The 22,176-nt window shown below is 68.4% G+C and carries 18 protein-coding genes; 4 read left to right on the top strand and 14 right to left on the bottom strand.

Annotated features, from left to right (window positions below; genetic code table 11):
- Window positions 1–55: 55 nt before the first annotated feature.
- The gene (paaA, locus tag E0H75_RS17115; protein WP_238163073.1) at window positions 56–973 is read right to left on the bottom strand and encodes a 1,2-phenylacetyl-CoA epoxidase subunit PaaA; all 918 of its coding nucleotides are present in this window, start codon (window positions 971–973) and stop codon (window positions 56–58) included.
- Between the two features lie 186 nt (window positions 974–1,159).
- On the opposite strand from paaA, the gene E0H75_RS17120 reads away from it, so the two are divergent.
- Together E0H75_RS17120 and E0H75_RS17125 are read left to right on the top strand one after the other, a co-directional pair.
- Complete coding sequence (locus E0H75_RS17120; RefSeq protein ID WP_238163074.1) at window positions 1,160–2,350, top strand: DUF418 domain-containing protein; 1,191 nt, start codon at window positions 1,160–1,162, stop codon at window positions 2,348–2,350.
- Window positions 2,351–2,416: 66 nt separating this feature from the next.
- On the top strand, window positions 2,417–3,022 hold the full coding sequence (locus E0H75_RS17125; RefSeq protein WP_131514531.1) for a GNAT family N-acetyltransferase: 606 nt from the start codon (window positions 2,417–2,419) through the stop codon (window positions 3,020–3,022).
- Between the two features lie 3 nt (window positions 3,023–3,025).
- Here the strand turns inward: E0H75_RS17125 and E0H75_RS17130 are convergent, their stop codons facing one another.
- On the bottom strand, window positions 3,026–3,607 hold the full coding sequence (locus E0H75_RS17130) for a DinB family protein (RefSeq protein WP_131514532.1): 582 nt from the start codon (window positions 3,605–3,607) through the stop codon (window positions 3,026–3,028).
- A 163-nt stretch (window positions 3,608–3,770) separates the two neighbouring features.
- Here E0H75_RS17130 and E0H75_RS17135 point away from each other — a divergent pair, with 163 nt between their 5' ends.
- Window positions 3,771–5,507, top strand: a complete 1,737-nt coding sequence (locus E0H75_RS17135; RefSeq protein WP_131514533.1) for an alpha/beta hydrolase — start codon at window positions 3,771–3,773, stop codon at window positions 5,505–5,507.
- Between the two features lie 455 nt (window positions 5,508–5,962).
- Here E0H75_RS17135 and E0H75_RS17140 read toward each other — a convergent pair whose 3' ends face one another.
- The 11 genes from E0H75_RS17140 to pdxR all read right to left on the bottom strand — a co-directional run bounded on the left by E0H75_RS17140 (window position 5,963) and on the right by pdxR (window position 19,243).
- On the bottom strand, window positions 5,963–8,476 hold the full coding sequence (locus tag E0H75_RS17140) for an ATP-binding protein (protein WP_238163075.1): 2,514 nt from the start codon (window positions 8,474–8,476) through the stop codon (window positions 5,963–5,965).
- Window positions 8,477–8,606: 130 nt separating this feature from the next.
- Entirely contained in the window at window positions 8,607–9,062 is a 456-nt protein-coding gene (locus tag E0H75_RS17145) for a tetratricopeptide repeat protein (RefSeq protein WP_131514535.1), read from the bottom strand.
- 71 nt (window positions 9,063–9,133) lie between these two features.
- Entirely contained in the window at window positions 9,134–9,880 is a 747-nt protein-coding gene (gene dapB / locus E0H75_RS17150; protein ID WP_202873016.1) for a 4-hydroxy-tetrahydrodipicolinate reductase, read from the bottom strand.
- A gap of 62 nt (window positions 9,881–9,942) precedes the next feature.
- Window positions 9,943–11,784, bottom strand: a complete 1,842-nt coding sequence (locus E0H75_RS17155) for a hypothetical protein (protein ID WP_131514537.1) — start codon at window positions 11,782–11,784, stop codon at window positions 9,943–9,945.
- Between the two features lie 24 nt (window positions 11,785–11,808).
- Window positions 11,809–12,246, bottom strand: a complete 438-nt coding sequence (locus E0H75_RS17160) for a GNAT family N-acetyltransferase (RefSeq protein ID WP_131514538.1) — start codon at window positions 12,244–12,246, stop codon at window positions 11,809–11,811.
- Window positions 12,246–13,250, bottom strand: a complete 1,005-nt coding sequence (locus E0H75_RS17165) for an ABC transporter ATP-binding protein (protein ID WP_131514539.1) — start codon at window positions 13,248–13,250, stop codon at window positions 12,246–12,248. Before E0H75_RS17165 ends, E0H75_RS17160 begins: the two co-directional genes overlap by 1 nt.
- A complete protein-coding gene (locus E0H75_RS17170) occupies window positions 13,250–14,251 on the bottom strand; it encodes an ABC transporter ATP-binding protein (protein ID WP_131514540.1) in 1,002 nt (333 codons plus the stop codon). The genes E0H75_RS17165 and E0H75_RS17170 overlap by 1 nt, the downstream gene beginning before the upstream one ends.
- A complete protein-coding gene (locus E0H75_RS17175; protein WP_131351589.1) occupies window positions 14,248–15,141 on the bottom strand; it encodes an ABC transporter permease in 894 nt (297 codons plus the stop codon). The genes E0H75_RS17170 and E0H75_RS17175 overlap by 4 nt, the downstream gene beginning before the upstream one ends.
- Window positions 15,134–16,060, bottom strand: a complete 927-nt coding sequence (locus tag E0H75_RS17180; RefSeq protein WP_131351586.1) for an ABC transporter permease — start codon at window positions 16,058–16,060, stop codon at window positions 15,134–15,136. Before E0H75_RS17180 ends, E0H75_RS17175 begins: the two co-directional genes overlap by 8 nt.
- On the bottom strand, window positions 16,057–17,637 hold the full coding sequence (locus E0H75_RS17185; RefSeq protein WP_238163076.1) for a peptide ABC transporter substrate-binding protein: 1,581 nt from the start codon (window positions 17,635–17,637) through the stop codon (window positions 16,057–16,059). Before E0H75_RS17185 ends, E0H75_RS17180 begins: the two co-directional genes overlap by 4 nt.
- A gap of 265 nt (window positions 17,638–17,902) precedes the next feature.
- Complete coding sequence (gene pdxR / locus E0H75_RS17190) at window positions 17,903–19,243, bottom strand: MocR-like pyridoxine biosynthesis transcription factor PdxR (protein ID WP_131514542.1); 1,341 nt, start codon at window positions 19,241–19,243, stop codon at window positions 17,903–17,905.
- Between the two features lie 66 nt (window positions 19,244–19,309).
- Here pdxR and E0H75_RS17195 point away from each other — a divergent pair, with 66 nt between their 5' ends.
- Window positions 19,310–20,536 (top strand): MFS transporter, encoded by a 1,227-nt coding sequence (locus E0H75_RS17195; RefSeq protein ID WP_238163077.1) that lies wholly within the window; start codon window positions 19,310–19,312, stop codon window positions 20,534–20,536.
- On the opposite strand, the gene E0H75_RS17200 is transcribed toward E0H75_RS17195, so the two are convergent.
- A complete protein-coding gene (locus tag E0H75_RS17200) occupies window positions 20,436–22,157 on the bottom strand; it encodes an ATP-binding cassette domain-containing protein (RefSeq protein WP_131514543.1) in 1,722 nt (573 codons plus the stop codon). The genes E0H75_RS17195 and E0H75_RS17200 overlap by 101 nt on opposite strands.
- Between the last annotated feature and the right edge of the window lie 19 nt (window positions 22,158–22,176).

The following is a 22,176-nucleotide window of genomic DNA, read 5'->3' on the forward strand; positions in this document are numbered from 1 at the left end:
GGCGCGGCTGAGCATCGTAGGATGCTGTGCTCAATCATGAACTCGCTCCGCTCGTTCATGCTGCCCGCACCGCCTTCTTGGCCGCGTACGCCGCTGCCGCCTCGCGGACCCACGCACCGTCCTCATGCGCCTTGACGCGGTGCGCGAGTCGCTGCTCGTTGCAGGGACCGTTGCCCTTCACCACGTCGTACAACTCGGTGTAGTCCGGCTCGGTGAAGCGGTAGTGCCCGGACTCCTCGTCGTACGACAGCCCGTCGTCAGGCACGCGAATCCCCAGTACGCCGGCCTGCGGGACGGTCATGTCGACGAAGCGCTGGCGCAGTTCGTCGTTGCTGTGCCGCTTGATCCCCCACGCCATCGACTGCTCCGAGTGCGTCGACGCCGAGTCCGGCGGACCGAACATCATCAGCGACGGCCACCACCACCGGTCCAGCGCATCCTGGGCCATCGCCTTCTGCCCCTCAGTGCCGTTGCACAGCGTGTGCAGGATCTCGAAACCCTGCCGCTGGTGGAACGACTCCTCCTTGCAGACCCGCACCATCGCGCGCGCGTACGGCCCGTAGGAGCAGCGGCACAGCGGCACCTGGTTGACGATCGCGGCACCGTCGACGAGCCAGCCGATCGCGCCGATGTCGGCCCAGGTCAGGGTCGGGTAGTTGAAGATGCTGGAGTACTTCTGCTTCCCGCTGTGCAGCAGGTCGAGCAGGTCGGCCCGGTCCACGCCGAGGGTCTCGGCGGCGGCGTACAGGTAGAGACCGTGGCCGGCCTCGTCCTGCACCTTGGCCATCAGGATCGCCTTGCGGCGCAGCGACGGCGCGCGACTGATCCAGTTGCCCTCCGGCTGCATGCCGATGATCTCGGAGTGCGCATGCTGCGCGATCTGCCGGATCAGGGTCTTGCGGTACCCCTCCGGCATCGCGTCCCGCGGCTCGATCCGGCCGTCGGCGTCGATGGTCGCCTGGAAGCTGTCCATGCCGGTCAGCATAGCCGAGATGTGACACTTTCTGGCCAGATCAACGAGAAGTGTCACAAAGTCGGACAGGAGTGGTGGTAGGTCCACCCCAGGAAGTGGTGGCAACGCGCTGGGTGCGGCCGCCGTGGCAGGCGAGGATTTCGAGTAACAGCTCAAGCACTACACAGTTTCTCGAAAGGGTGTCCCGTGACTACGCAGACTCTCCCGGCCGTCGATCACCGCGGACCGGTCTCCGGCAAGGAGCGCGCCCTCGCGCCCGACCTGATCCGCGGCGCGATGCTGCTGCTGATCGGGCTCGCCAACGCCGCCAACTTCGCCTTCGCCGGCCAGCCCGGTGTGGAAAGCGCGCCGCACGGCCTCGAGCGGCTGCTGAACTTCGTCAAGCTCACCTTCGTGGACGCCCGTGCCTACCCGGTGTTCGCGGTGATGTTCGGCTACGGCCTCGTCCAGCTCGCCCGGCGCCAGCGCTCGTCCGGCGCGACCACCGGCGCAGTCCGGCGGATCCTGCTGAAGCGAAACACGTGGCTGATCGCCTTCGGCCTGGTGCACGCGACACTGCTGTACTTCGGCGACTTCCTCGGCGCGTACGGCATCGTCGGGATCATCTGCACGCTGTTCCTGCTCAACCGCGGCGACAAGTTCCACCGGATCGTCCTCGGCATCTGGGTCTTCGAGGCCCTCTATGTGTTGACCACGGCGGCCCAGGCAGTGATTGCCACACTGAACAGCTCCGGCCCGGCGCACGCCCTGACCAACGAGCCGAACCCGTCGCTGGCCGCGGCGTCGTACGGTGCCGGCCTGGTCGACCGGCTGCACGAGTACCCGCTGCACACCGCCAGCGTGGTCGGATTCATCATCGTCGTCTGGCTGGGCATCTGGGCGGCCCGCAAGCAGATTCTGGAGAACCCGGCCGCACACCGCACCCTGCTGACCCGTGTCGCCGCCGTCTGCATGGGCTTCACGATCCTCGGCGGCCTGCCGCTGGCTCTGGTCGGCGCCGACTGGCTGCACGTCGACGAGGCCACGGTCGACGCCATGAGCAACCTCTCCCACGTCAGCGGCATGTTCGGCGGTCCCGGGTACGTCGCTCTGTTCGGTCTGCTGGTCTCCCGCATCACCACGCTGTCGCTGCCGGTCCGGGCGATCTCCTCGCTGGGTCAGCGCTCGCTCTCGGGCTACCTGTTCCAGTCGGTCTCGTGGATGGTGCTGCTGGCGCCCTTCACCCTGGACCTCGGTCACCGCTTCGGCAGCACGGCGTACACGGCCTTCGGATGCGCTGTCGCGGTGTGGATCGTGTCGGTGCTCGGCGCCTACGCGATGACGAAGCGGTCCTACCGCGGACCGGCGGAGACCTTGCTGCGGCGGCTCGTGTACTGACCCCTCACCTGTTGCCGGCCGGACCTGGTGTCCGGCCGGCAACACTGTCTTGCGAGGATTGTGGATATGAGTGACTTCGGCGTACCGGAACCCGCCAACCTGTCGGAGCTGTCCGGTGAGAGCCCGGTGGCGGAGACGAGCGTGCGGCTGGCCCTTCCGGCCGAGGCCAACGAGATCGGCGAGATCCAGGTCGCGGCGTGGCGTGCGTCGTACGCCGGTCTGCTGCCGGCCGAGGTGCTGGCCGACCTCAACCCCGCGCAGTTCGCCGCGCAGTGGCGGGGCGCGCTGCTCGCGCCGGGCGAGGCCCGCAACCGGGTCATGGTCGCGCTGGCCGGCCGGACGCTGGTCGGGTTCGCCGCGATCACTCCGTCGGACGACCCGGACGCGGACCCGCAGCGCGATGCGTTGATCGCCGAGCTCGCCGTCCAGCCGGACGCGACCCGCACCGGCCACGGCTCCCGGCTGCTGAACGCGGTCGTCGACACCATCCGCGCCGACGGCTTCAGCCGCGTCACGGTCTGGGTCAACTCCACCGATGACGTCCTGCGCGCCTTCTACACCGAGGCCGGCTGGGCCCCCGACGGCGCCCACCGCGAACTCGACCTCTACGGCGACGAGTCGGTCCGCATCAAGCAGATCCGCCTCCACACCGACCCCGGCTCGACTGACTGAGCCTCAGGCAGGCCCAACGCGGGCAGGGTGGTTGCTCCCCACCTGGGCGCGGTAGAGGTCGCGGAGTAGGCAGATCTCGGCGCCGTGGTGCATGACCTCGCGGTTGATGTGGGTGATCAGGCCGAGCATCGGGTCGTCGGCGTAGTTCGCGCCCTTCGGGCCGAGCGGGCTCCACAACGCGTCCTTGTCGAGACCGCGGATCGAGTCGTGCCAGCGCTCGTACCAATGGCGCAGAAACTCCAGGCCGTCCGCGGCGGTCGCGGGGACCTCGGCCGGGATGTGCCGCGGGTCGAACATGTCGGCGTCGTCCGGACCGTCCTCGAAGAACGCGTTCACGCGGATCGCGAAGCACCCGACCCCGATGTGCACGATCCGCCAGGCGATCGTGGTCAGCGGCGGTGGATCCGGCACCGGATCCGCCAGCTCGTAGATCGTCTGCCCGTTCTCGTCCGGCCGCACGGACCACATCCCGTCCACCGGCTCCCAGCGGTACTCCTCGTCGGTCAACCCCTGCAGTCGCGGCCAGAAGTGGACGTCCCAGTAGAACTCCAGCTGTCCGATCAGTAGGTCACCACAACCGGCCATCACGACTCCTCGTCTCTCGTGGGCAGAAGCCTAGAAGCCCAGACCGACAGATCCCTTAGCACCTCGCGGATCCGCGACCGGCCGGGGGTGGTGCTCGACCGCGGACAGCAGGCATGACAGATTGCGACGGTCCGATTACGCAAGGCCATTCGCTGGAGTTTGCATGAAGTACCTCGCCCTGGCCATCGGTCTGGGGATTTCCGCTGCCGCCGTTCTCATCGTCCCTGGATCGGGGGCGACCGCCTCGACCGAAGCGACGACCGCGGTCGACCGGCCGCATCCCGTGGCCGGCAAGTACCTGAAGCAGAGACCGGCCTGGAAGCAGTGCGGCGAGCCGTCGCTGCGGACGTACTGCGCGAAGATCACCGCGCCCCGCGACTGGGCGAACCAGTACTCGGGCACCGACATCCAGCTCGCCGTCAGCAAGGTCGCGCCGGCCAAGGGCAAGCCGAGCCGGGTCGTGTTCGGCAACCCGGGCGGTCCGGGTGGCGCCGGTCTCGGCATGGCGCCGTACCTGGCCGATCAGGCGCCGCTGCAGGAGGACTTCCTCGCCGTGGGCTTCGACCCGCGCGGCACCGGCGACAGCACCAATGTCACCTGCGAGGGCGCGCCCGGTTACACGATGGACGCGCGCGACCGGGACCCGTCCAACCTCGCTCTGGTCGCCTCGGCGTCGCAGCTCAGCCAGCCGTACTGCGACCGGCAGTCACGCGGCCTGCTGCCGTACGTGAACACCGCGCAGACCGTGCAGGACCTCGATCTGATCCGGCAACTGCTCGGCTTCGACAAGATCGACTTCGTCGGGTACTCCGGTGGGACCTGGATGGGCGCGTACTACCAGACCTACTTCCCCGAGCACGTCGGCCGGTTCGTGCTGGACTCGAACACCGACTTCACCCGGCCATGGCTGGACACCTTCGCCGCCCAGCCGCAGGCCTTCGAACGCCGGTTCCGCGAGGACTTCGCGACCTGGGCCGCGAAGTACGACTCCAAGTTGCACCTGGGCACCTCGGCCGGCGCGGTCCTGCGGACCTACGAACACCTCCGGCGGGACCTGAAAAAGCAACCGGCGGTCGAGGAGTTCCTGGACGGCTCGGTGAAGATCAGTTACGACCAGAACACCCTGGACCAGATTGTCTCCGGGGACATGTATACAAAGATTGATTTCTATTCGTTGGCAATCGATCTGGCATTTCTGCGCGACCTTTCCGTAGCTCAGTCAAAGGGCGGTCCGCGGGCCGCACAGAACCAGGTCGACGCTCTCTCGCTGACCCGCCAGCACGAGCTGGTACGGCGAGCCGCCCGGGGTGGCGTCGGCCTGCCACCGATGGGCCGCGTCGTCGGCGAGGACGACGCGGAGGACGCCACCTTCACAGCGGTCACGTGCAACGACACCGCCTGGCCGCAGGGTCGCGAGTACGGCGATCAACTGGCCGCGCGACTCGGTCCGCACTACCCGTTGGTCGGCTGGACGATGAACCAGAACCCGTGCTTCTTCTGGAACCGCCCGAACCTCACCATGCCGCAACCAACCGGCAAAGGCTTGCCCACAACGCTGATGGTGCAGTCGATCCACGACCCGGCAACGAGTTACGAGCTCGCGGTCTCGGCCCACCAGCGGTACGCCGGCTCGCGTCTCGTCACCGTCACGCACGAAGGCGACCACGGCGTGTACGGCGGCGTGAACGCGTGCGCGGACAAGATCGTCAACACCTTCCTCACCACCGGCAAGGCACCGGCCAAGGACGTCACCTGCGCCGGCCACGGCATCCCGGCACCGTCGATGCCGACCCCTGGCGACGAGACCGCCACCGGCGCCGGACAGCCGGAGTACGGCGACAACGCGCCGTTGCGCCGGATCGCGGGATTCACCAAAGCGGTCTCCGGATATCTGCACTGACCGGGACGTGCCTTCGCGTGCTGCCCGATGGGACAAAGAAATGCGCGGAATTCCGCCGGATTTCCCTTACCCACGGGCAGTTCCCGGTCACCGTCGGCGAAATCCGGCCAGGGCTTTCGTTGTCAGGACATATTTGTCAGGGCGATGTCAGGGTTCCGTCCCTGTGCGACACAGTGTGATTTCGACAACCTTGAGTCAGCGCGGAGGAACGGGGCGTCGACCGGGAGGGCTCGACGGCACGGACATTCGCCACACGGCTTCGGCCGGCTGTGAGGTGGGGGGACTGCCTGGGGGGTCAGACAGAGACACAGCCGGCTGAGCCGTTCATCCCGCGCTCCCAAGATCCCTCGCGGGGTACCGTCGATCCCCCAGGTCGTGGTGCTCCGCGAGGCAACCTTCCGATCAGCAGACCTGGTGGACTGCTGATCGGTTTGTTATGCCAGGCCGACTCGGACTCAGAGCCGGCCGCTGTGATCCGGACTGGAGGCCGATCCCGGTGGTGGATAGCCGTCCGCCACGGCGGCGAGCGGCGCGGCGCGGCCGGCCGACCACGCGGTCCGGAAGGCCCGGCGCTCCAACGACTCTTCGATCGCTGCCCGGGTCGACTGGTAGTCGGGCTTCTCGATCTCCGGAATCGGTGCGCCGATCACTTCCCGCACCCCGTCCGCAGCACCGAGGAGGAAGGCGGCGTACTCGCTCCTCCCCCGCTGCTGGGCGACGGCAGCGAGCTCCTCGAGCACACTGGCCGACCGCCACCGATCACCAAGGTCGCGATGTTCGGCCAGACTCTCGTCCAGGAGGTGAACAGCTCGTTCGGTCAGACCGCGGCGCCGTTCGATGATGCCTAGCTGGTTCAGCGACCACGCAACCCCTTCGCGGTATCCGAGCCGCTGCGACAGCGCCAGACTCTCCTGCAGCAGGTCCTCGGCCCCGGTCAGGTCGCCGCGGTACTGCGCTATGGTCCCGAGGCTGATCAGTGACCACGCCTGCCCTTCGCCGTCGCCCAGCATCCGGAAGCTTTCCCGCGCCCGCTGGCACCGCCGAGCACCGATGTCCAGATCGCCGCGCAGCCACGCCACGAACCCGAGGTGGTTGTGCGCCCAGGCCATCCCCGACCGGTCGCCGAGACTCTCGTACAGGTCGTAGCTCTGGCAGTGCAGGTCCTCCGCGGCCTCGTAGTCACCGCGTTCCCGCGCGACTCCGCCGAGCCGCTGCATCACCAGCGCCGTACCGGCCGTGTCGTCGAGATCCTTGTACTGCGTCAGCGCGGTCTCCAGCCGGGTCGTCGCGGCGTCGTACTCGCACTGCAGGAACGCGAGCATGCCTGCGCCCAGATTCGCCTTGGCACAGTACGGTCCCATTCCGTCGAGCTCGGAGACCGGCACGTTGTCGGCAAGGGTGAGCGCACGCTCCAGCCATTGACTGCCCTCGGAGTAGTGGCCGCGCAGGTAGCAGAACATCCACAGCGCACCGGACAGCCGCAGCGCTTCGTGGATCGAACCGGTGCGCAGCGACCAGGCCATGGCGGCACGCAGATTGCCCAACTCGGCGTCGAGCCGCTCGAGCCACACTTCCTGGTTCGGACCGCGCAACTGCCCTTCCGACTCCTCGGCCAGGGCGACATAGAACTGCGCGTGCCGCTGCTTCGCTTCCTCGACCACGCCGTCGGCGGCGAGCCGATCGGCGGCGAACTCACGGATCACCGCGAGCATGTAGTACCGCGCGACGTTGCGCCGCCGGATCACGCGGATCAGCGACTTGTCCACCAGGCGTCCGGTCAGGTCGAGTGCCTCGGCGCGCTCCAGCGGACCCGGCAAGGCCTGACCCGACATCACCGTCGCGGCGGCACTCAACGTCCAGCCGCCGACGAACACCGACAAGCGGGCGAACACCTCGCGCTCGGTCGGCGTGAGCAGATCGTGGCTCCACTCGATCGCGCCGCGCATCGACTGCTGCCGCGGCGATGCCGTTCGTGAGCCACCGGCAAGAATGCCGAACGAGGTCTCCAGCTCGGCGGCCAGTTCCTCGATGGTCATCACGTTCGTCCGGGCCGCGGCGAGTTCGATGGCCAGCGGCATCCCCTCCAGCCGGCGGACCACCCGGGCGACCTGGTCGAGCTCGCCGTCCGGGTCGTAGCCGCGCGCCACGGCCCGCTCGACGAACAACCGCACGGCCGCGGACGACTCGATGTGATCCTCGTCGTGCGGCAGCGCCAGCGCCGGTACGACGTACACGCTCTCGCCGGGGACTCGCAGGAGCTCACGGCTGGACGCGAGGATCGACAGATTCGGGCAGTTCTCGAGCAGCGCGGCACAGACCTGGCCGACCATCGCGACGACATGCGAGCAGTTGTCGAAGACCAGCAGCATGTGACTGCGACCGATCTGCTCGCCGATCTCCTCCACGGGTCTGCTGCCGTCCATCCGGTGCAGTCCGGCAGACGCGGCGATCGCCGGAATGACCGCCGCCGGATCGGTCAGTGTCGCCAACGGCACCCAGCAGACGCCGTCCTGGAAGCTGTCCGTCAACTCGTTCGCCAGGGCTGCGGTGAGGCGAGTCTTGCCCACTCCACCCGGACCGGTCAGCGTCAGCAGGCGAGTGAGGCGCTGGTCCAGCAAACGTTTGGTTGCGGTCATTTCGGTGGTGCGGCCGATCAGGTTGTTCGGCGGCGCGGGCGGCTGGCGCATCGGCGCACGGGGCGACTCGGTGTCGCGGCGCGCGGCCGCGGTGAGTTCCGCGCGCTCGGGATCCTCGAGGCGCAACGCATCCGCGAGCAACCGCAACGTGTGCGCTCGCGGCGCACGCCGACGTCCCCGCTCCAAGGCCGCGATCGCATCAACACTCAGACCGGCGCGCTCGGCCAGTCCCTCCTGGGACAGCTCGGCCTCTCGCCGATGCCGTCGCAGCAAACCGCCGAACCCCGCGCTCTGCATGTCGTCCGAGCCGCGGCGAGACCCGTCTGATGGCACAGGACGGCTCCACCCAGTCTCCGACCTGTACGTGGCGGTTGCCACGCACTTCCCCTGAAAGTATCCCGTTCCACACCGCGTTGTCAGTTACCGCGGCGTCCTTCACAGCCAACTCCCAGGTAACTCCCGGTCAGTTCACCGGCCGTTCCTGCCCTTCATGCTGTGCGATGGCGGTCCGCATGGTGGCGCGAGCGCGCTTGCGATCACCTGCCGCGTCGTACGCGGTCGCCAACCGGAACCACACTCGCCAGTCCCCTGGCGCTGCCTCCGCCTCGGCCTTGTACTTCTCGAACGCCTGGTCCGCCGCCGCCCGGTCGATCCGCCCGGACGGCCGGCGTGGAAGGTCGTCGACCGGCAACCCACCGGCCGCCTCCAGCTCCCGCGCCAAGACCTCGGTACGACGTCCGAACTGCAACTCCCGCCAGACCAGGAAGGCACCGAGCACCGGGATCACCAGCACCGCGATGCCGAGCCCGACCGCGATCGGGTCGCCGGTGCCGATCAGCAACACCCCGCGCCAGCCGAGCAGAGCGGCGTACGCGACGAAGACCGCCGCGAGCAGGATCGCCGCACGCTTGGCATTCACGTCAGTACAGTTCCTTTCCCCACCCCACCGCCCCGGTCAGGGCAGTTCCTTTCCCCACCCCACCGCCCCGGTCAGGCGAGGTCCATGAAGTGTTCGAGGCCCACGGTCAATCCGGGCGTTCCGCCGATCCGCCGGACACCGAGCAGTACGCCGGCCATGAACGAGACTCGCGCCATCGAGTCGTGCCGGATCGTCAGCGTCTCGCCGGTGTCGCCGAAGAGAACCTCCTGGTGCGCGACCAGACCACGCAGCCTGATGCCGTGCACCCGGATCCCGTCGACGTCCGCGCCACGGGCGCCATCCAGTGAGGTAGTCGTCGCGTCCGGGATCGGGCCGGCGTTGGCCTCGCGCCGTGCGGCACCGATCAGCTCGGCGGTCCGACGTGCCGTGCCCGAGGGGGCATCGACCTTGTCCGGGTGGTGCAACTCGATGATCTCGACGGACTCGTAGTACCGCGCGGCCTTGGCGGCGAACTGCATCATCAGCACAGCACCGATGGAGAAGTTGGGCGCGATCAGTACGCCGGTCTCCGGGTTCTTCTCGAGTAGCGCGCGGAGCGTGGCGAGCCGCTCGTCGTCGAACCCGGTGGTGCCGACGACCGCATTGACGCCGTGCTCGATGCACCAGGCCAGGTTGTCCATCACCACCTCGGGCCGGGTGAAGTCGACCACCACCTCGGCGCCGGCCGCGGTCAGCTGCTCGAGCTCGTCGCCCAGGTCGAGCCGCGCGACCAGCTCGCAGTCCTCGGCCTCCTCCACCGCGAGGCACGTCTGAGCGCCCATCTTGCCCTTGGCCCCCAGCACACCGACCTTGATCATCCGCACCCTCTCAGCTGTGTGGTCGAAGGGCTACAGGATCTCATCCGCCCCGAGCGAGCCGGTCAGGGTGTCTTGACCGCGCGCTCGCGGCGCGGGACGTAGACCTGCAGACCCATGGTGTCCTTGGCCGGCGCGAGCAGTTCGTAGTCGGCCCGGAAATCCAGCAGGCACGCGTGCAGCGCGGTGATCTCGACGTCGGAGATGCGGCGGTTGAGGATGATGATCGGCGGCCGGCCCGGGCTCCACGGCTGGCCCTTCTGGCAGACCTCCTCGATGCCGGCGGCCGTCCGCGGTCGTTCCTTCGGCGCGACCCACGCCTCGCCGACCGGCTTGCCGCCCAGCATCAGGACCAACCCGGCCATCTTGTCGAACGCCAGCATCGGTCGCCCGGCAGGCTTCAGGTACGGCTTCAGTTGAGCCTCGAGTGCGGTGTAGTTCTGCGCCGCCGTCTCGTCGAGGTAGAGGCCCTTCAGCGGCGGCATGGTCGCCGCCACGGTCAGCTCGTTGTGACCCTTCGACCGGTACGGGTACTGGAACAGGCCGGTGTACGAGAGCGACGCGACGGCGACGAGCGACGCAATCGTGACGAGCCCGACGAGCAGCCGTGCCGTGATCGGCGCCACCCAGATCCCGGTTACGACCGCGATCATCACCGCGGCCCACGCAGCGAACGCGCTGAACCCGATGACGTAGAGAGGGTTGTTCGTCCCGAACGCCTGCACCATCGGCAACACCGCGAGCAGCGCGAGCACAACCCATCCGCGGGCATTCTCACGGCTCAGCGCCGACCGGCCCGTCAGCCTCAGTCTCCCGGCGATCAAGGCCGCGACGGCAACCACCAGCGCCACCAGTACGGCGGCCAGCAGGGTCACCGGGTAGTCGAACACATGCGCCGAGCCACCGATCGCGGCATCGTCGACGACAACCCGGCGTACCGAGAGGACCAAGGCGGCCACGGCGAGGACCGCGGCGACGACCTGGAGCCACCGGCTGCGAGCGAACACCGCGATCACGGCGGCGACCAGCAGGGGCCAGTGGTCGCGAAGAGTCTGGCCGAGCAGGTCGACGGCGGTGGACCAGTACATCTGCAACAGCTCGGCCGGCGAGTACGACGTTCCCGCGATGAACCTGTTCACGGTCATGATCCCGGGCACCGCGACGTTCAGCTTGATCACGAACAGTTGCACGACGAGCGCGGTGAGTGCGATCCCGGCGGCCGCGAAACCGATGCCCCGGGCAACGGCTTTCACACCCTGCCCGGCCAGCACGACCAGCGCGGCGATCACGGCCAGGCCGATCACCACGGCCGACGTCCACTTCGCCAGCACCATCGTGCCGATCACCACACCGGCGATCATCAGCACCCAGAACGGGACCGGCCTGCCGCGGTCGACAGCGGTCGCCATCCACAGCACGCACGAGACGAGCGCGAGCGCGCCGATCAGGATCACGTCGTTGTAGCCGGGCGACTGCGGCATCCAGGTGTAGGACACCCCACCCGCGGCGAGGATGACGGCCATCCCGGCCAGCTCCCACAGCTTCGTCGGCGCCGCATTCGGCCGGCGGCCGCGCAACCAGCGCATGAAGCTGTAGCCGAACAGCAGGTGGACCACGACGAGCGTCACCAGCCGGAACAGCCGCAGGCTGAGGATGTCGTACCCGAGCCACTGGAACACCGGCCCGTACAGGTACTGCACCCCGGTCAACGCCAGCGGATTGTGGGCCCACCACCGATACGACAGCAGGTAGTAGCCCTCATCGGTGATGTCGAACCCCTCGTTGGCGGCCCGGACCGCGGTCAGGATCCACGAGGCTGCCAGCGCTCCCGCCACCACAACCACCCCGGCGAGCACCACGGACCGCCGAGGCAGCGCGTCCGTCGGGTCGCTCGTCCTTGCCTTCACGGCGGCCACCCTAGGCCATCGCCGTCAGGTAAGGCGTTTCGCGTAGCACCGCGCCAGCGGATCGTGAACGTACTTGCCGTACGGCGAGATCGCCCGATAACCGAGCGACTCGTACAGGGCGACCGCCTCCGGCTGGCGAGTGCCAGTGGCGAGGCGGAGCGAGGTCGCACCTCGGTGCCTCGCCACCGCCTCGACCGACGCCACCAGTCGCCGGGCGATCCCTTGCCCGCGGTGGTTCTCGTGCACGAACATCCGCTTGATCTCGCCGACCCCGTCGTGCACCGGCATCAGTCCGATGCAGCCGAGCCCGTCACCGTCGTCCAGCGCGACGAGGAAGCTGGTGGCCGGATCGACCCAGTGGGTCGAGGGGCTGTCCGGGTAGCGGGTGAACAGTTCCTTCAAGGCGAGGTCCAGCAGCAAGGTGAGCGCGGGATCGTCCGATGGCCGGGGATCGATCAGCATCAGACCGAGGCCGCGGAGGCGTAGGCGGTTTGGGCGTCCTCGGCGAAGTGGCAGGCGACCGTCTGGCCGGAGGTGAGTTTCCGCAGTTGTGGTTCCTCAGTGCTACAGCGCGACTCCGCACGGAGACAGCGGGTGTGGAAACGGCAGCCCGATGGAGGCAGGACCGGAGACGGCGGATCGCCGGCCAGGACGATGCGCTGGCGGCCTTGCCGAGCCAGTCCGGGCTCTGCGGACAGCAGCGCCTGCGTGTACGGATGCGCGGGTACGTCGTACACCTGCTGGTGCTCGCCCAACTCGGCAACCCGGCCCAGGTACATGACCGCGACCCGGTCCGAGACGTGCCGGACCACGGACAGGTCGTGGGCGACGAAGATGATGCTGAGACCGAGCTCACGCTGCAGCCGCATCAACAGGTTCACCACCTGCGCCTGCACCGACAGGTCCAATGCGGACACCGGCTCGTCGCACAGCAGCACGTCCGGGTTGAGCGCGATCGCCCGCGCGATCCCGATCCGTTGCCGCTGCCCACCGGAGAACTGGTGCGGGAACTTCGACTCGTCCTCGGCCCGCAGGCCGACCAGGTCGAGCAACTCGCGTACCCGGGCCCGGATGTCGATGCCCTTCGAGACGTCCGGGTGAACCTCCAGCGGCTCCGCCACGATCTCGCCGACGCGCATGCGCGGGTTCAGGCTCGAGTACGGATCCTGGAACACCACCTGCACGTTCTGGCGCCAGCGGCGCAGTTCCCGGCCACGCAACCTGCTGACGTCGACACCGTTGTACTCGATCTGGCCCGAGGTCGGCTTCTCCAGGGCGGCGAGCAGCCGGACCAGCGTCGACTTGCCACAGCCGGACTCGCCGACGATGCCGAGCGACTCGCCCTTGCGCAGCGTCAGATCCACACCGTCGACGGCCCGGACCAGTGTCTTGGCGCCGAAGGACAGCGCCGGGCTGATGTCGTAGTGCTTCACCAGATCCGTTGCCACCAGCAACTCTTCGGCCATCAGACCGCCTCCCGCTCGGAGATGGACGTGCGAAGGATGCACGCGGCGTCCCGTCCTGGCGCGACGGTGAGCAACGGCGGGACCTCCTTGGCACACTCGTCGATCGCCATCGGGCACCGGGTCCGGAACGCGCATCCGGACGGGATCGCCCGCAGCGACGGCGGCGTACCGGGAATCGTCGGCAGCTCCTGACCCTTGAGGTCCGCCGACGGCATCGAGCCGAGCAGACCCTCGGTGTACGGATGCACGGGATGGTCCAGCGCCTCCGCAGTCGATGCGCGCTCGACGACGTGACCGGCGTACATCACCACCACGTTGTCCGCGACGTCCGACACCACGCCGAGGTCGTGGGTGATCAGCACGACGCCCATGTCCCGCTCGGCCTGCAGGTCCGCGATCAGCTCGAGGATCTGCGCCTGGACAGTCACGTCGAGCGCCGTGGTCGGTTCGTCCGCGATCAGTACGTCGGGATCCAGCGCGAGCGCCATCGCCAGCATCACCCGCTGTCGCATGCCGCCGGAGAACTCGTGCGGGTAGTCGCGCACCCGTCGCGCCGCGGCCGGGATCCGCACCTGGTCGAGCATCTCGGCCGCCCGCTTCAGTGCGTCCTTCTTCGACAAGCCCCGATGCACCCGGTAGCACTCGGCGATCTGCGTCCCGACCGACTGCACCGGGTTCAGCGCCGACAGCGAGTCCTGGAACACCATCGTGATCCGGTCGCCGACGATCTTGCGGCGTTCCTTCACGGTCATCGCGATCAGGTCGGCGCCGCGGTACTCCGCCGTACCCGACACGATCCGGCCCGGCGGCATCTCCAGGATGCCGGTCAGCGCCTGGGTCGAGACGCTCTTGCCCGACCCGGACTCGCCCAGGATCGCCAGTGTCTCCCCCGCCCTGACCTGCCAGGACACTCCGTCGACGGCCCGGACCGGGCCGTGCGGCGTGTCGAACTCCACGGTCAGGTCGTCGACCTTCAGCAGTACTTCACCAGGTGTCGTCATCTCAGCAACTTCGGGTCCAGGGCGTCGCGGATCGAGTCGCCGATGATCATGAACGAGATCGTCATCGTCGAGATGAACAACGCCGGCCAGAGGAACAGGTGCGGGGATTCCCGGTACGACGCAGCCACGCCGAACTGCGATCCCCAGGAGATCGACGGCGGTTGCAGGCCGACGCCGAGGAACGTCAGCACGGCCTCCAGCCCGATCAGACCGCCGATACCGAGCGTGGTCATCGCGAGCAGCGGCGCCATCGCGTTCGGGAACACGTGCTTGCGCAGGATCCGCAGCGGTGGCACCCCGACCGACCGGGCCGCCAAGACGTACTCGCGGTTGCGGACCGAGAACACCGTGGAGCGCATCACCCGCATCCCCTGCGGCCACCCGGTCACGAGGATGATCGCGACGATGATCCAGATGCTGCGGTTCGGCACCGAGTTCAGGATCACGATCAGCGCGATCAGGCCGGGCAGCGCGAACAGCACGTCCGCGACCCGCGAGATCGCCGTGTCGACCAGACCGGGGAAGTAGCCGGCCAGCAGGCCGAGGATGCCGGCCACCACGAACCCGCCGATCCCGGCGACCAGGCTGACCAGCACCGACGGCCTGGCACCGTAGATCACGTTCGCGAAGTAGTCACAGCCCTGGATGTCGAAGCCGAAGGGGTGCCCCGGCTCGCGACTGTGAGCGGACTTGGCGAGCGCGCAGAAGTGCGGGTCGACCGAGGTGAACAACCGCGGCACCGCGGCCATCAGGAAGAACGTCAGCACCAGCACCAGGCAGATGACGAACTGCGGTTTGCGCAGCAACGCCCGGAGCAGTTGGGTGTTCGACAGGGTCCGGCCTTCGAGGTCCTGTGTCTCGGCCCCGAAGACCTGCGAGGTCTCAGACATTGCGCACCCTCGGATCGATCGCGCCGTAGATGACGTCGACGGCCAGGTTGATCAGGATGAACATCAGGAACGCCAGGGTGGACAGCAGCACCACCACACCACCCTCCTTCAGCTTGATCGCCTGGAACATGAACTGGCCGAGCCCGGGCAGGTTGAAGATGCTCTCCGCCAGCACCGCACCGGCGAAGATGCCGGCGAAGTCGATGCCCATCAGCGTCACCACCGGCAGCAGTGCGTTCGGCAGCACGTGCCGCCACAGGATCCGCTGCTCGCCGAGCCCCTTCGCCCGGGCGGTCTTGACGAAGTCGGAGTTCGCCGTGTCGACGATCGACGTCCGGGTCAGCCGGGCCAGTCCGGCGAACCCGGTGATGCCGATGCAGATCGCCGGCAGCAGGTACGACATCGGCCAGCCGTCGCGGGTACCGGAGACCGGCAGCCACTTCAGCTCGACACCGAACAGGTACTGCCCGGTGAAGTACAGCACCAGCCCCGGCACCGCGAGCACGACAAGTGTTGCCAGCAGCAGCAACCGGTCCATCACGCCGTTGCGCTTGAAGCCGGCGTACAGGCCGAACAGCAGGCCCGCGATCCACTGGAAGACCAGGCCCAAAGTAGCCAGCTTCAGCGTGACCGGGATCCGCAGCCGCAACTGGTCGGCGATGTCCGCACCGGCGAACGTCGTACCGAAGTGGCCGGTGAACATGTCCTTCATGCTCAGCAGGTACTGGACGATGAAGGGATCGTCGAGGTGGTACTGCGCCCGCTTGGCTGCCAGCACGGCGGCCGGGATCGGCTTGTCGCCGGCCAGTTCCCGCAGGGGGTCCCCGGGCATCGCGAAGACGAGCGCGAAGACCCCCAGCGTGACGATCAGGCCGATCGGTATCGCCGCCAGGATGCGGCGCAGGATGAACCGGATCACTTGAACGTGGCGTAGAGCGCCGAGACACCGACGTACTTGGACACTCTCGGCTCGATCTTGGCCGAGTGCAGGTACGCGTTCGACTTGGTGTACAGCGGGATCAGCGGCATGTCCTCGAGCGCGATGTCCTCGGCCTGCTGGTAGATCTTGATCGCCTTCTCCTGGTCCGGCTCGGCGTCACCCTTGGCCAGTACGGCGTCCAGTGCCGGGTTGTTGTAGCCGGCGAAGTTCGCGTCACCGTTGGACTTGAACATCGGCGTCAGGTAGTCCTCGATCGACGGGTAGTCGTGACCCCAGCCGCTGAACCGCAGGCCGTCCAGCTTGCGGGTGTCGGCCAGCGTGGTGATGTCCGAGCCCGCCTTGCCGGAGTACTTGACGGTCAGGCCGAGGTTCTGCCGGAGCATGTTGCCGATCGCCTCGGCGAAGATCTGCCCGGTCGCCGACGTGGTGCTGTAGCTGATGATGACCGGGTCGGAGAACCCGCCGGCCTCCTGCAGCAGCTGCTTGGCCTTGGCCGGGTCGTAGTCGCAGTACTTGCAGGCGTTGTCGCGGTAGCCGTCGATGTCCGGCGCGATCAGGCCCTTGGCCGGGTCGGACAGCCCGACCAGGTCCGCGAACGCCTTCCGGTCGATCGCCATCGAGAACGCGTGCCGCAGCTTCGGGTTCTTGTACCGCGCGTCCCAGGCCGGCATGACCAGGTAGTTGGCGCCGGAGCTGACCGCCGTGACCCAGCCGTCGGGGGCGTCGGACTTGAAGGTCTTCACCTTGGTCGGGGGTACGTCGACGAAGTCCACGTTGCCGGCCAGGAACTCGTTGTACGCCGTGTCCGCGTTCGGAATGAAGCGGTAGGTGATGGACTGCGCCTCGGGCGCGTTCGGGCCCTTGTAGCCGTCCCACTTGGCCAGCTTGATGTCGTCGCCGGCGTTCCAGTCGGCCGCCATCTTGTACGGGCCGTTGCCGATCGGCTTGCGCTTGTAGGCGTCCGGGTTCTTGCGGACCTCCTCCGGCAGCGGCGCCAGGCCGAAGTACTGCAGGGTCAGGCCGAACTGCGAGAACGGCACCTTGAGCTTGACCGTGAAGGTCAGGTCGTCGACCTGCTTGAGTCCGCTCAGCGTCTTCACCGAGGTCGGCTTCGGGGTGGCGCCGTCCGGGGTCGGCGGGTTCAGCGCGTCGTACCCCTCGACCTTGGAGAAGAAGCCGTTGTTCTTCCAGGCGTTCGAGCCCTGCGCGGTCATGTTCCAGCTGTCGACGTAGTCCTTGGCGGTCAGCGCCTGGCCGTTCTGGAAGGTGTTGCCGGGCTTCAGCTTGACCGTCCAGGTCTGGCTGGTCTTGTCCGGCGTGATCGAGTCCGCCATCACGTTCTGCAGCTTGCCGGTGTTCGGGTCCGTGGTCACCAGCGGCGCGAACACCGCCATCGCGACCTGGATCCCCGGGCTGCCGTTCTCGTTCAGCGGGTTGATGTACTCCAGCGGGTCGGCGGCGATCGCGATGATCTCGCTCTTGTCCCCGGAACCGGAGCCACTGCTGCTCTTGCCGTCACCACAGGACGACAGCAACAGCGCAAGGCCGACTGTCACCCCCAGAACCCCAGTCAGACGTCGCACGGTCGAACCAACTTCCTCGGCAAAGCGCCGCTAGGCGGGCGGATCAAGCGTCATGCTCCCTGGTCGAAACTGCGCATGTCAACGTTGTCAGGCGCAAAGCGGCGGCGCGTAACGCAGGCGTTACTTTCCCAAGACCTCAGACGACCAGTGATCCGATGGGCAGGCCCGGGCTACCTTAATCCGATAAGCGCGCCGAGTCATCAGACGTCACGTCAGATCTCGGCCAAAACCCAGATGCTCACAAATGCGCACTCGCCAGGCCGTCGACGAGTGCGGTGAGTGTTCGACCCCATGCATGCTGTGCCGGCGCGCCGTACCCGACCACCAGAGCCGGCGGCAGACCCGCACCGAAGTGGGACATGCCGAAGGTGACCACCTCGTGCTCGGCGAGGGTGCGCAGGACCGCGTCCTCGTCGCGGCCGGTGAGGTCGACGACGACCTGAAGACCGGCGGCGATGCCGCTGGTCCGGTAGTTGCCGAGGGCCCGTATCAGCTCGTCGCGGCGGCGCCGGTACCGCAGCCGGGACGCCCGGACGTGGCGGTCGTAGGCACCGGACTCGATCAGGGCGGCGAGCGTCATCTGGGTCAGCGTGTCGCTGTGCCGGTCGTCCCAGGTCTTCTCCTCGACAACCGGCTCGACCAGCCGCGGCGGCAGGACGAGCCAGCCCAGGCGGAGGCCGGGTGCGAGGGTCTTGCTCGCCGACCCCGCGTAGGCGACGACATCGGGAGCGAGTCCTTGCAGGGCGCCGATCGGCTGCCGGTCGTACCGGAACTCGCCGTCGTAGTCGTCCTCCAGCACGATCGCCCCAGCCTCCCGAGCCCACTCGAGCACTTCGGTACGCCGCTTGGGCGCGAGCGACACGCCCGTGGGGAACTGATGCGCCGGCGTGAGTACGACGCCGCCCGCGTCACCCAACTGGCCGACGACGGCTCCGTGGTGATCGACCTCGACCGGCCTGAGCTCGAGTCCGGCGCGTTCGAGCTGAGCCGGGACCGCGGGTTGGCCGGGACGTTCGTACGCGAACGATTTCGTACCCTGTGCGGCGGCCGCGCGGGCGAGGAGCGAGACAGCCTGGCGTGCGCCGTTGCACAGCACGATCTGGTCAGGTTCGGCCCGGACACCCCGGGCCCTGCTCAGGTAGCCGGCCAGGACCTCGCGCGCGTAGGCGGGCCCGCGGGCGTCGTCGTACTGGAGGGCCTCGCGGGGGCGGGTGTTGAGGACGCGACGGGTGGCCGAGTTCCAGGCGGCGACGGGAAAGTTGGAGACGTCGGGTCTGCCTGGGCGCAGGTCGTGGACGACGGCCGGCTCGGTCGTCGTCGCGGGCCGCTCGGCCGGCCTCTGCGGACTCGTCGCGGTGCGGGTACCGGCCCCACGGTCACCGGTGAGATAGCCCTCTTGGACGAGTTGGCTGTAGGCCTCGGCGACCGTGTTGCGGGCCACGCCGAGGTCGATCGCCAGCGCCCGTGAGGACGGCAGCCGGGTGCCGGGTGGCAGGGTGCGGATCGCCTCCCTCAGGGCGTTCTCGACCCCGGCGCGGACGCCAAGCGAACGGTCGACGATCAGATGCAGATCCCGCATGGCCCAGGATTCTAGACCCGGCTTGGACCAGGATCATGGGACAAAATCGACCTAGCGTCGTACCCCGTGACTCATCCGATGTTGTTGCTGATCTCGGTGGTGGGGCGGTCCGGGTCGGGGATCGCCGCGACCCTCTCGGCGCTGTTCGTGACCCAGGTGGTCGGGTTGAGTCTGCGGTCGGTCGGACTCACCCTGACGGCCACGACTGCCGTGGCGGTGAGCGCGAGCATCTGGCTCGGGCACCTCGCGGACCGGCTCGGGGCGCGGGAGATGTACGCGGCGATGTTCGGTCTGCAGGCTCTGGCGACAGCCGGGCTGGTCGTCGTCGGGGACGTACCCGGCTATGCCGTGGTGGCCTTGGCATTGGCGGTCGCGGACCTCGGCTACCGGAGCTCACAGGGCGCGGTGATCCACGCGGTGGTGCCACCCGAATCTCGGCTTCCGGTCCGCGCCCAGGTGCGGGTGGCGGCCAACATCGGCTTCGCCTGCGGCGCCGGACTCGGCGGGATCGCGCTGGCGGTGGGGTCGCCTGCCGCGTATCGCATCGGTTTGCTGACGACCGCTGTACTGGTTCTCGCCACCGGTCTTCTGGTCTTCCGGTTGCCCCGGGTGCCGGCGATGAAGGCTCACGAGCTGTCGTCGTGGCAGGTACTGCGTGATGGACCGTTCGTGCGGTTCATGGGGCTGAACGGCGTACTCAACATCCACAACACGATGCTGAACGTCGCCCTGCCGGTGTGGGTCGCGACGCGGACGGACGCGCCGCATTGGGTCATCTCGGTCCTGCTGATCGTCAACGCCGGCGCCGTGATCCTGTTCCAGATCCGTCTCACCCGGGGCACCGACTCCTTGACCGGCGCCGGCCGGGCAGGCCGTCGCGCCGGTCTGCTGCTCGCCGCGTCCTGTGCCGTACTGTCCCTGACCACCATCACGTCGAGCGGACTGACGATCGCCCTGCTCCTGCTCGCTGCCTTGGCCCACGTCGCCGGCGAGATCCTCGAAGCTGCCTCCGGCTGGGGCGCGAGCTACGCCTTGGCCCCACCTGGCCTGGTGGGCCAGTATCAAGGCGCCCACGCCACCGGCAGGGGCATGGGCGACCTCGCCGGCCCGATCGTCCTGACTACCCTGGCCATCCCGCTGGGTCTCACCGGCTGGCTCCTGGTGGCTCTGCTCTTCGCGGCCGCCGGTCTGCTCACTCCGGTGGTGTTGCGAACAGCCGCGCGAACCGACCGTCGGGCTGAGCCATCAGCTCCGGATACGTCCCCTGCTGAACCACGGAGCCGGCGTCGATGACGTAGATGCGGTCCATCTCGCGAAGCGTCCAGGCGCGGTGCGAGACCACGATCGTGATCCGGGTGTCCCTGGTACGCCGCAGTTCGGCGAAGATCTCGCGCTCGGCCTCGGCGTCGATGGCGGACGTGGGTTCGTCCAGGATCCAGACACCGGCGTTCCGCAGCCGGATCCGTGCCAGCGCGAGCCGCTGCCACTGCCCGCCCGAGATTCCGGTGCCGCCCCACTGCTGGCCCAACTGCGTGCCGAGCGGAACGTCCGCCGCGAAGGTACCCGCCAGCGCAGCCCGGATCTCGTCGTCGGACACCGGCCCCGGGGAGCCGAGGGCGATGGCGTCGCGGAGCGTGAACTCGAACCGCCCGAACTCCTGCACGAGCAGCCCGAAGTGTCCCAGCCGCTCGCTCTCGCTCAGCTCCACAGCGTCCCGACGGTCGATCAGCACCCGCCCGGTATCCGGCGCCAGGCTGCCGACGAGGAGGTTGACCGCGGTCGACTTGCCCGCCCCGTTCACGCCGACCAATGCGACGAGCTCACCACGCCGTGCCTCGATACACACGTCCAGCAAGGCCGGCTCCGGCGCGCCCGGATAGCGGAAGGTGACGTTGTCCAGGGCAACAGACTCGACCCGCGGTACGACGAGCTGCGGCTCCCGCTCGGGAGCGCTCCGGACGAACCGGCGATAGATCCGGGCCTGCGGCGCGGTCGTGACGATCGTGCCGAACGCGTAGCCGCACAACCGGATCGCGTTCAGTCCGGAGATGGTTCCGGCAACGGCCGCGGCAGCTGCTCCCCCGGTCGCCCCGCCGAGCACCAGGGCGACCAGCGCACCGCCGAACAGCAGGACGGTCGCGACGGCAGCCGCGAGCTCCGCCGTCATGGCCATCCCGATCATCCCGTCCTGGATCCGGGTCGCGCCGGCCCGGCGCTCGGCGACCAGCCGCGCGACCTTGACGCCGGAGCCGAGGGCCGCCAGCTCGGTTGCAGGACGCTGCTGGATGAGCTGTTCGGTGGCATACCCGGCGACGCGGTCCTTCTCCGCAACCTTCGGCCACTTCGCGGACTCCATCCGCGCGATGGCAGTGAACGCGACCACCGTCGGTACGAGCGCGGCGAGGACGAGTCCTCCGGACCACGGATTGATCGACCAGATCGCCGCGCACAGCACGACCGAGGTCACGCCCGCGCCGAGCACCTGGACCGGCCGTCCGGGCACGTCCGCCATCGGCCACGTCGCCGACTGGGCGGCTTCCAGATCCGTCGTCACGTCGGGGCGGGACAGGCGGCTCGGGCTCAGCCGGGCGGCAACCTGCGCGAGCTCGGCGCGGTAGTGCAACCTCAGCCGCAGCATCATCCGCTGGCCACAGCCGGTCGCCACCTGCGCGAGCGGATACATCAGGCCCACCACCACCGTGAGCCCGATCAGCGGCACCCAGGCGTGGCCTCGGTCCAGGCCGTCGATCAGACGGCGCAGCAGGACGACCTGAGCGCCCGGAAGGACAGCTTGGCCGAGGACAAGGGTCGAGTAGAAGAGCAACCAGCCCGGAGCGACCCGGACGGCGTCGGACAGGGATTCGCGGGCGGTACGAAACGCATCCCACAGCGGAGTCAGCACGGTGATCCTCATTCGCAGACGGCAGGCCAAA

The sequence above is a fragment of the Kribbella capetownensis genome (genome assembly GCF_004331485.1).
In the GTDB taxonomy this organism is placed as follows: Bacteria; Actinomycetota; Actinomycetes; order Propionibacteriales; family Kribbellaceae; genus Kribbella; species Kribbella capetownensis.

Excerpts from the sequence above, each read along its gene's own strand:
- paaA (WP_238163073.1), bottom strand. The coding sequence starts at position 973 with ATGGACAGCTTCCAGGCGACCATCGACGCCGACGGCCGGATCGAGCCG.
- E0H75_RS17135 (WP_131514533.1), top strand. The coding sequence starts at position 3,771 with ATGAAGTACCTCGCCCTGGCCATCGGTCTGGGGATTTCCGCTGCCGCC.
- E0H75_RS17160 (WP_131514538.1), bottom strand. The coding sequence starts at position 12,246 with ATGCTGATCGATCCCCGGCCATCGGACGATCCCGCGCTCACCTTGCTG.
- E0H75_RS17130 (WP_131514532.1), bottom strand. The coding sequence starts at position 3,607 with ATGGCCGGTTGTGGTGACCTACTGATCGGACAGCTGGAGTTCTACTGG.
- E0H75_RS17165 (WP_131514539.1), bottom strand. The coding sequence starts at position 13,250 with ATGGCCGAAGAGTTGCTGGTGGCAACGGATCTGGTGAAGCACTACGAC.
- E0H75_RS17125 (WP_131514531.1), top strand. The coding sequence starts at position 2,417 with ATGAGTGACTTCGGCGTACCGGAACCCGCCAACCTGTCGGAGCTGTCC.
- E0H75_RS17175 (WP_131351589.1), bottom strand. The coding sequence starts at position 15,141 with ATGTCTGAGACCTCGCAGGTCTTCGGGGCCGAGACACAGGACCTCGAA.
- pdxR (WP_131514542.1), bottom strand. The coding sequence starts at position 19,243 with ATGCGGGATCTGCATCTGATCGTCGACCGTTCGCTTGGCGTCCGCGCC.
- E0H75_RS17200 (WP_131514543.1), bottom strand. The coding sequence starts at position 22,157 with ATGAGGATCACCGTGCTGACTCCGCTGTGGGATGCGTTTCGTACCGCC.
- E0H75_RS17170 (WP_131514540.1), bottom strand. The coding sequence starts at position 14,251 with ATGACGACACCTGGTGAAGTACTGCTGAAGGTCGACGACCTGACCGTG.
- dapB (WP_202873016.1), bottom strand. The coding sequence starts at position 9,880 with ATGATCAAGGTCGGTGTGCTGGGGGCCAAGGGCAAGATGGGCGCTCAG.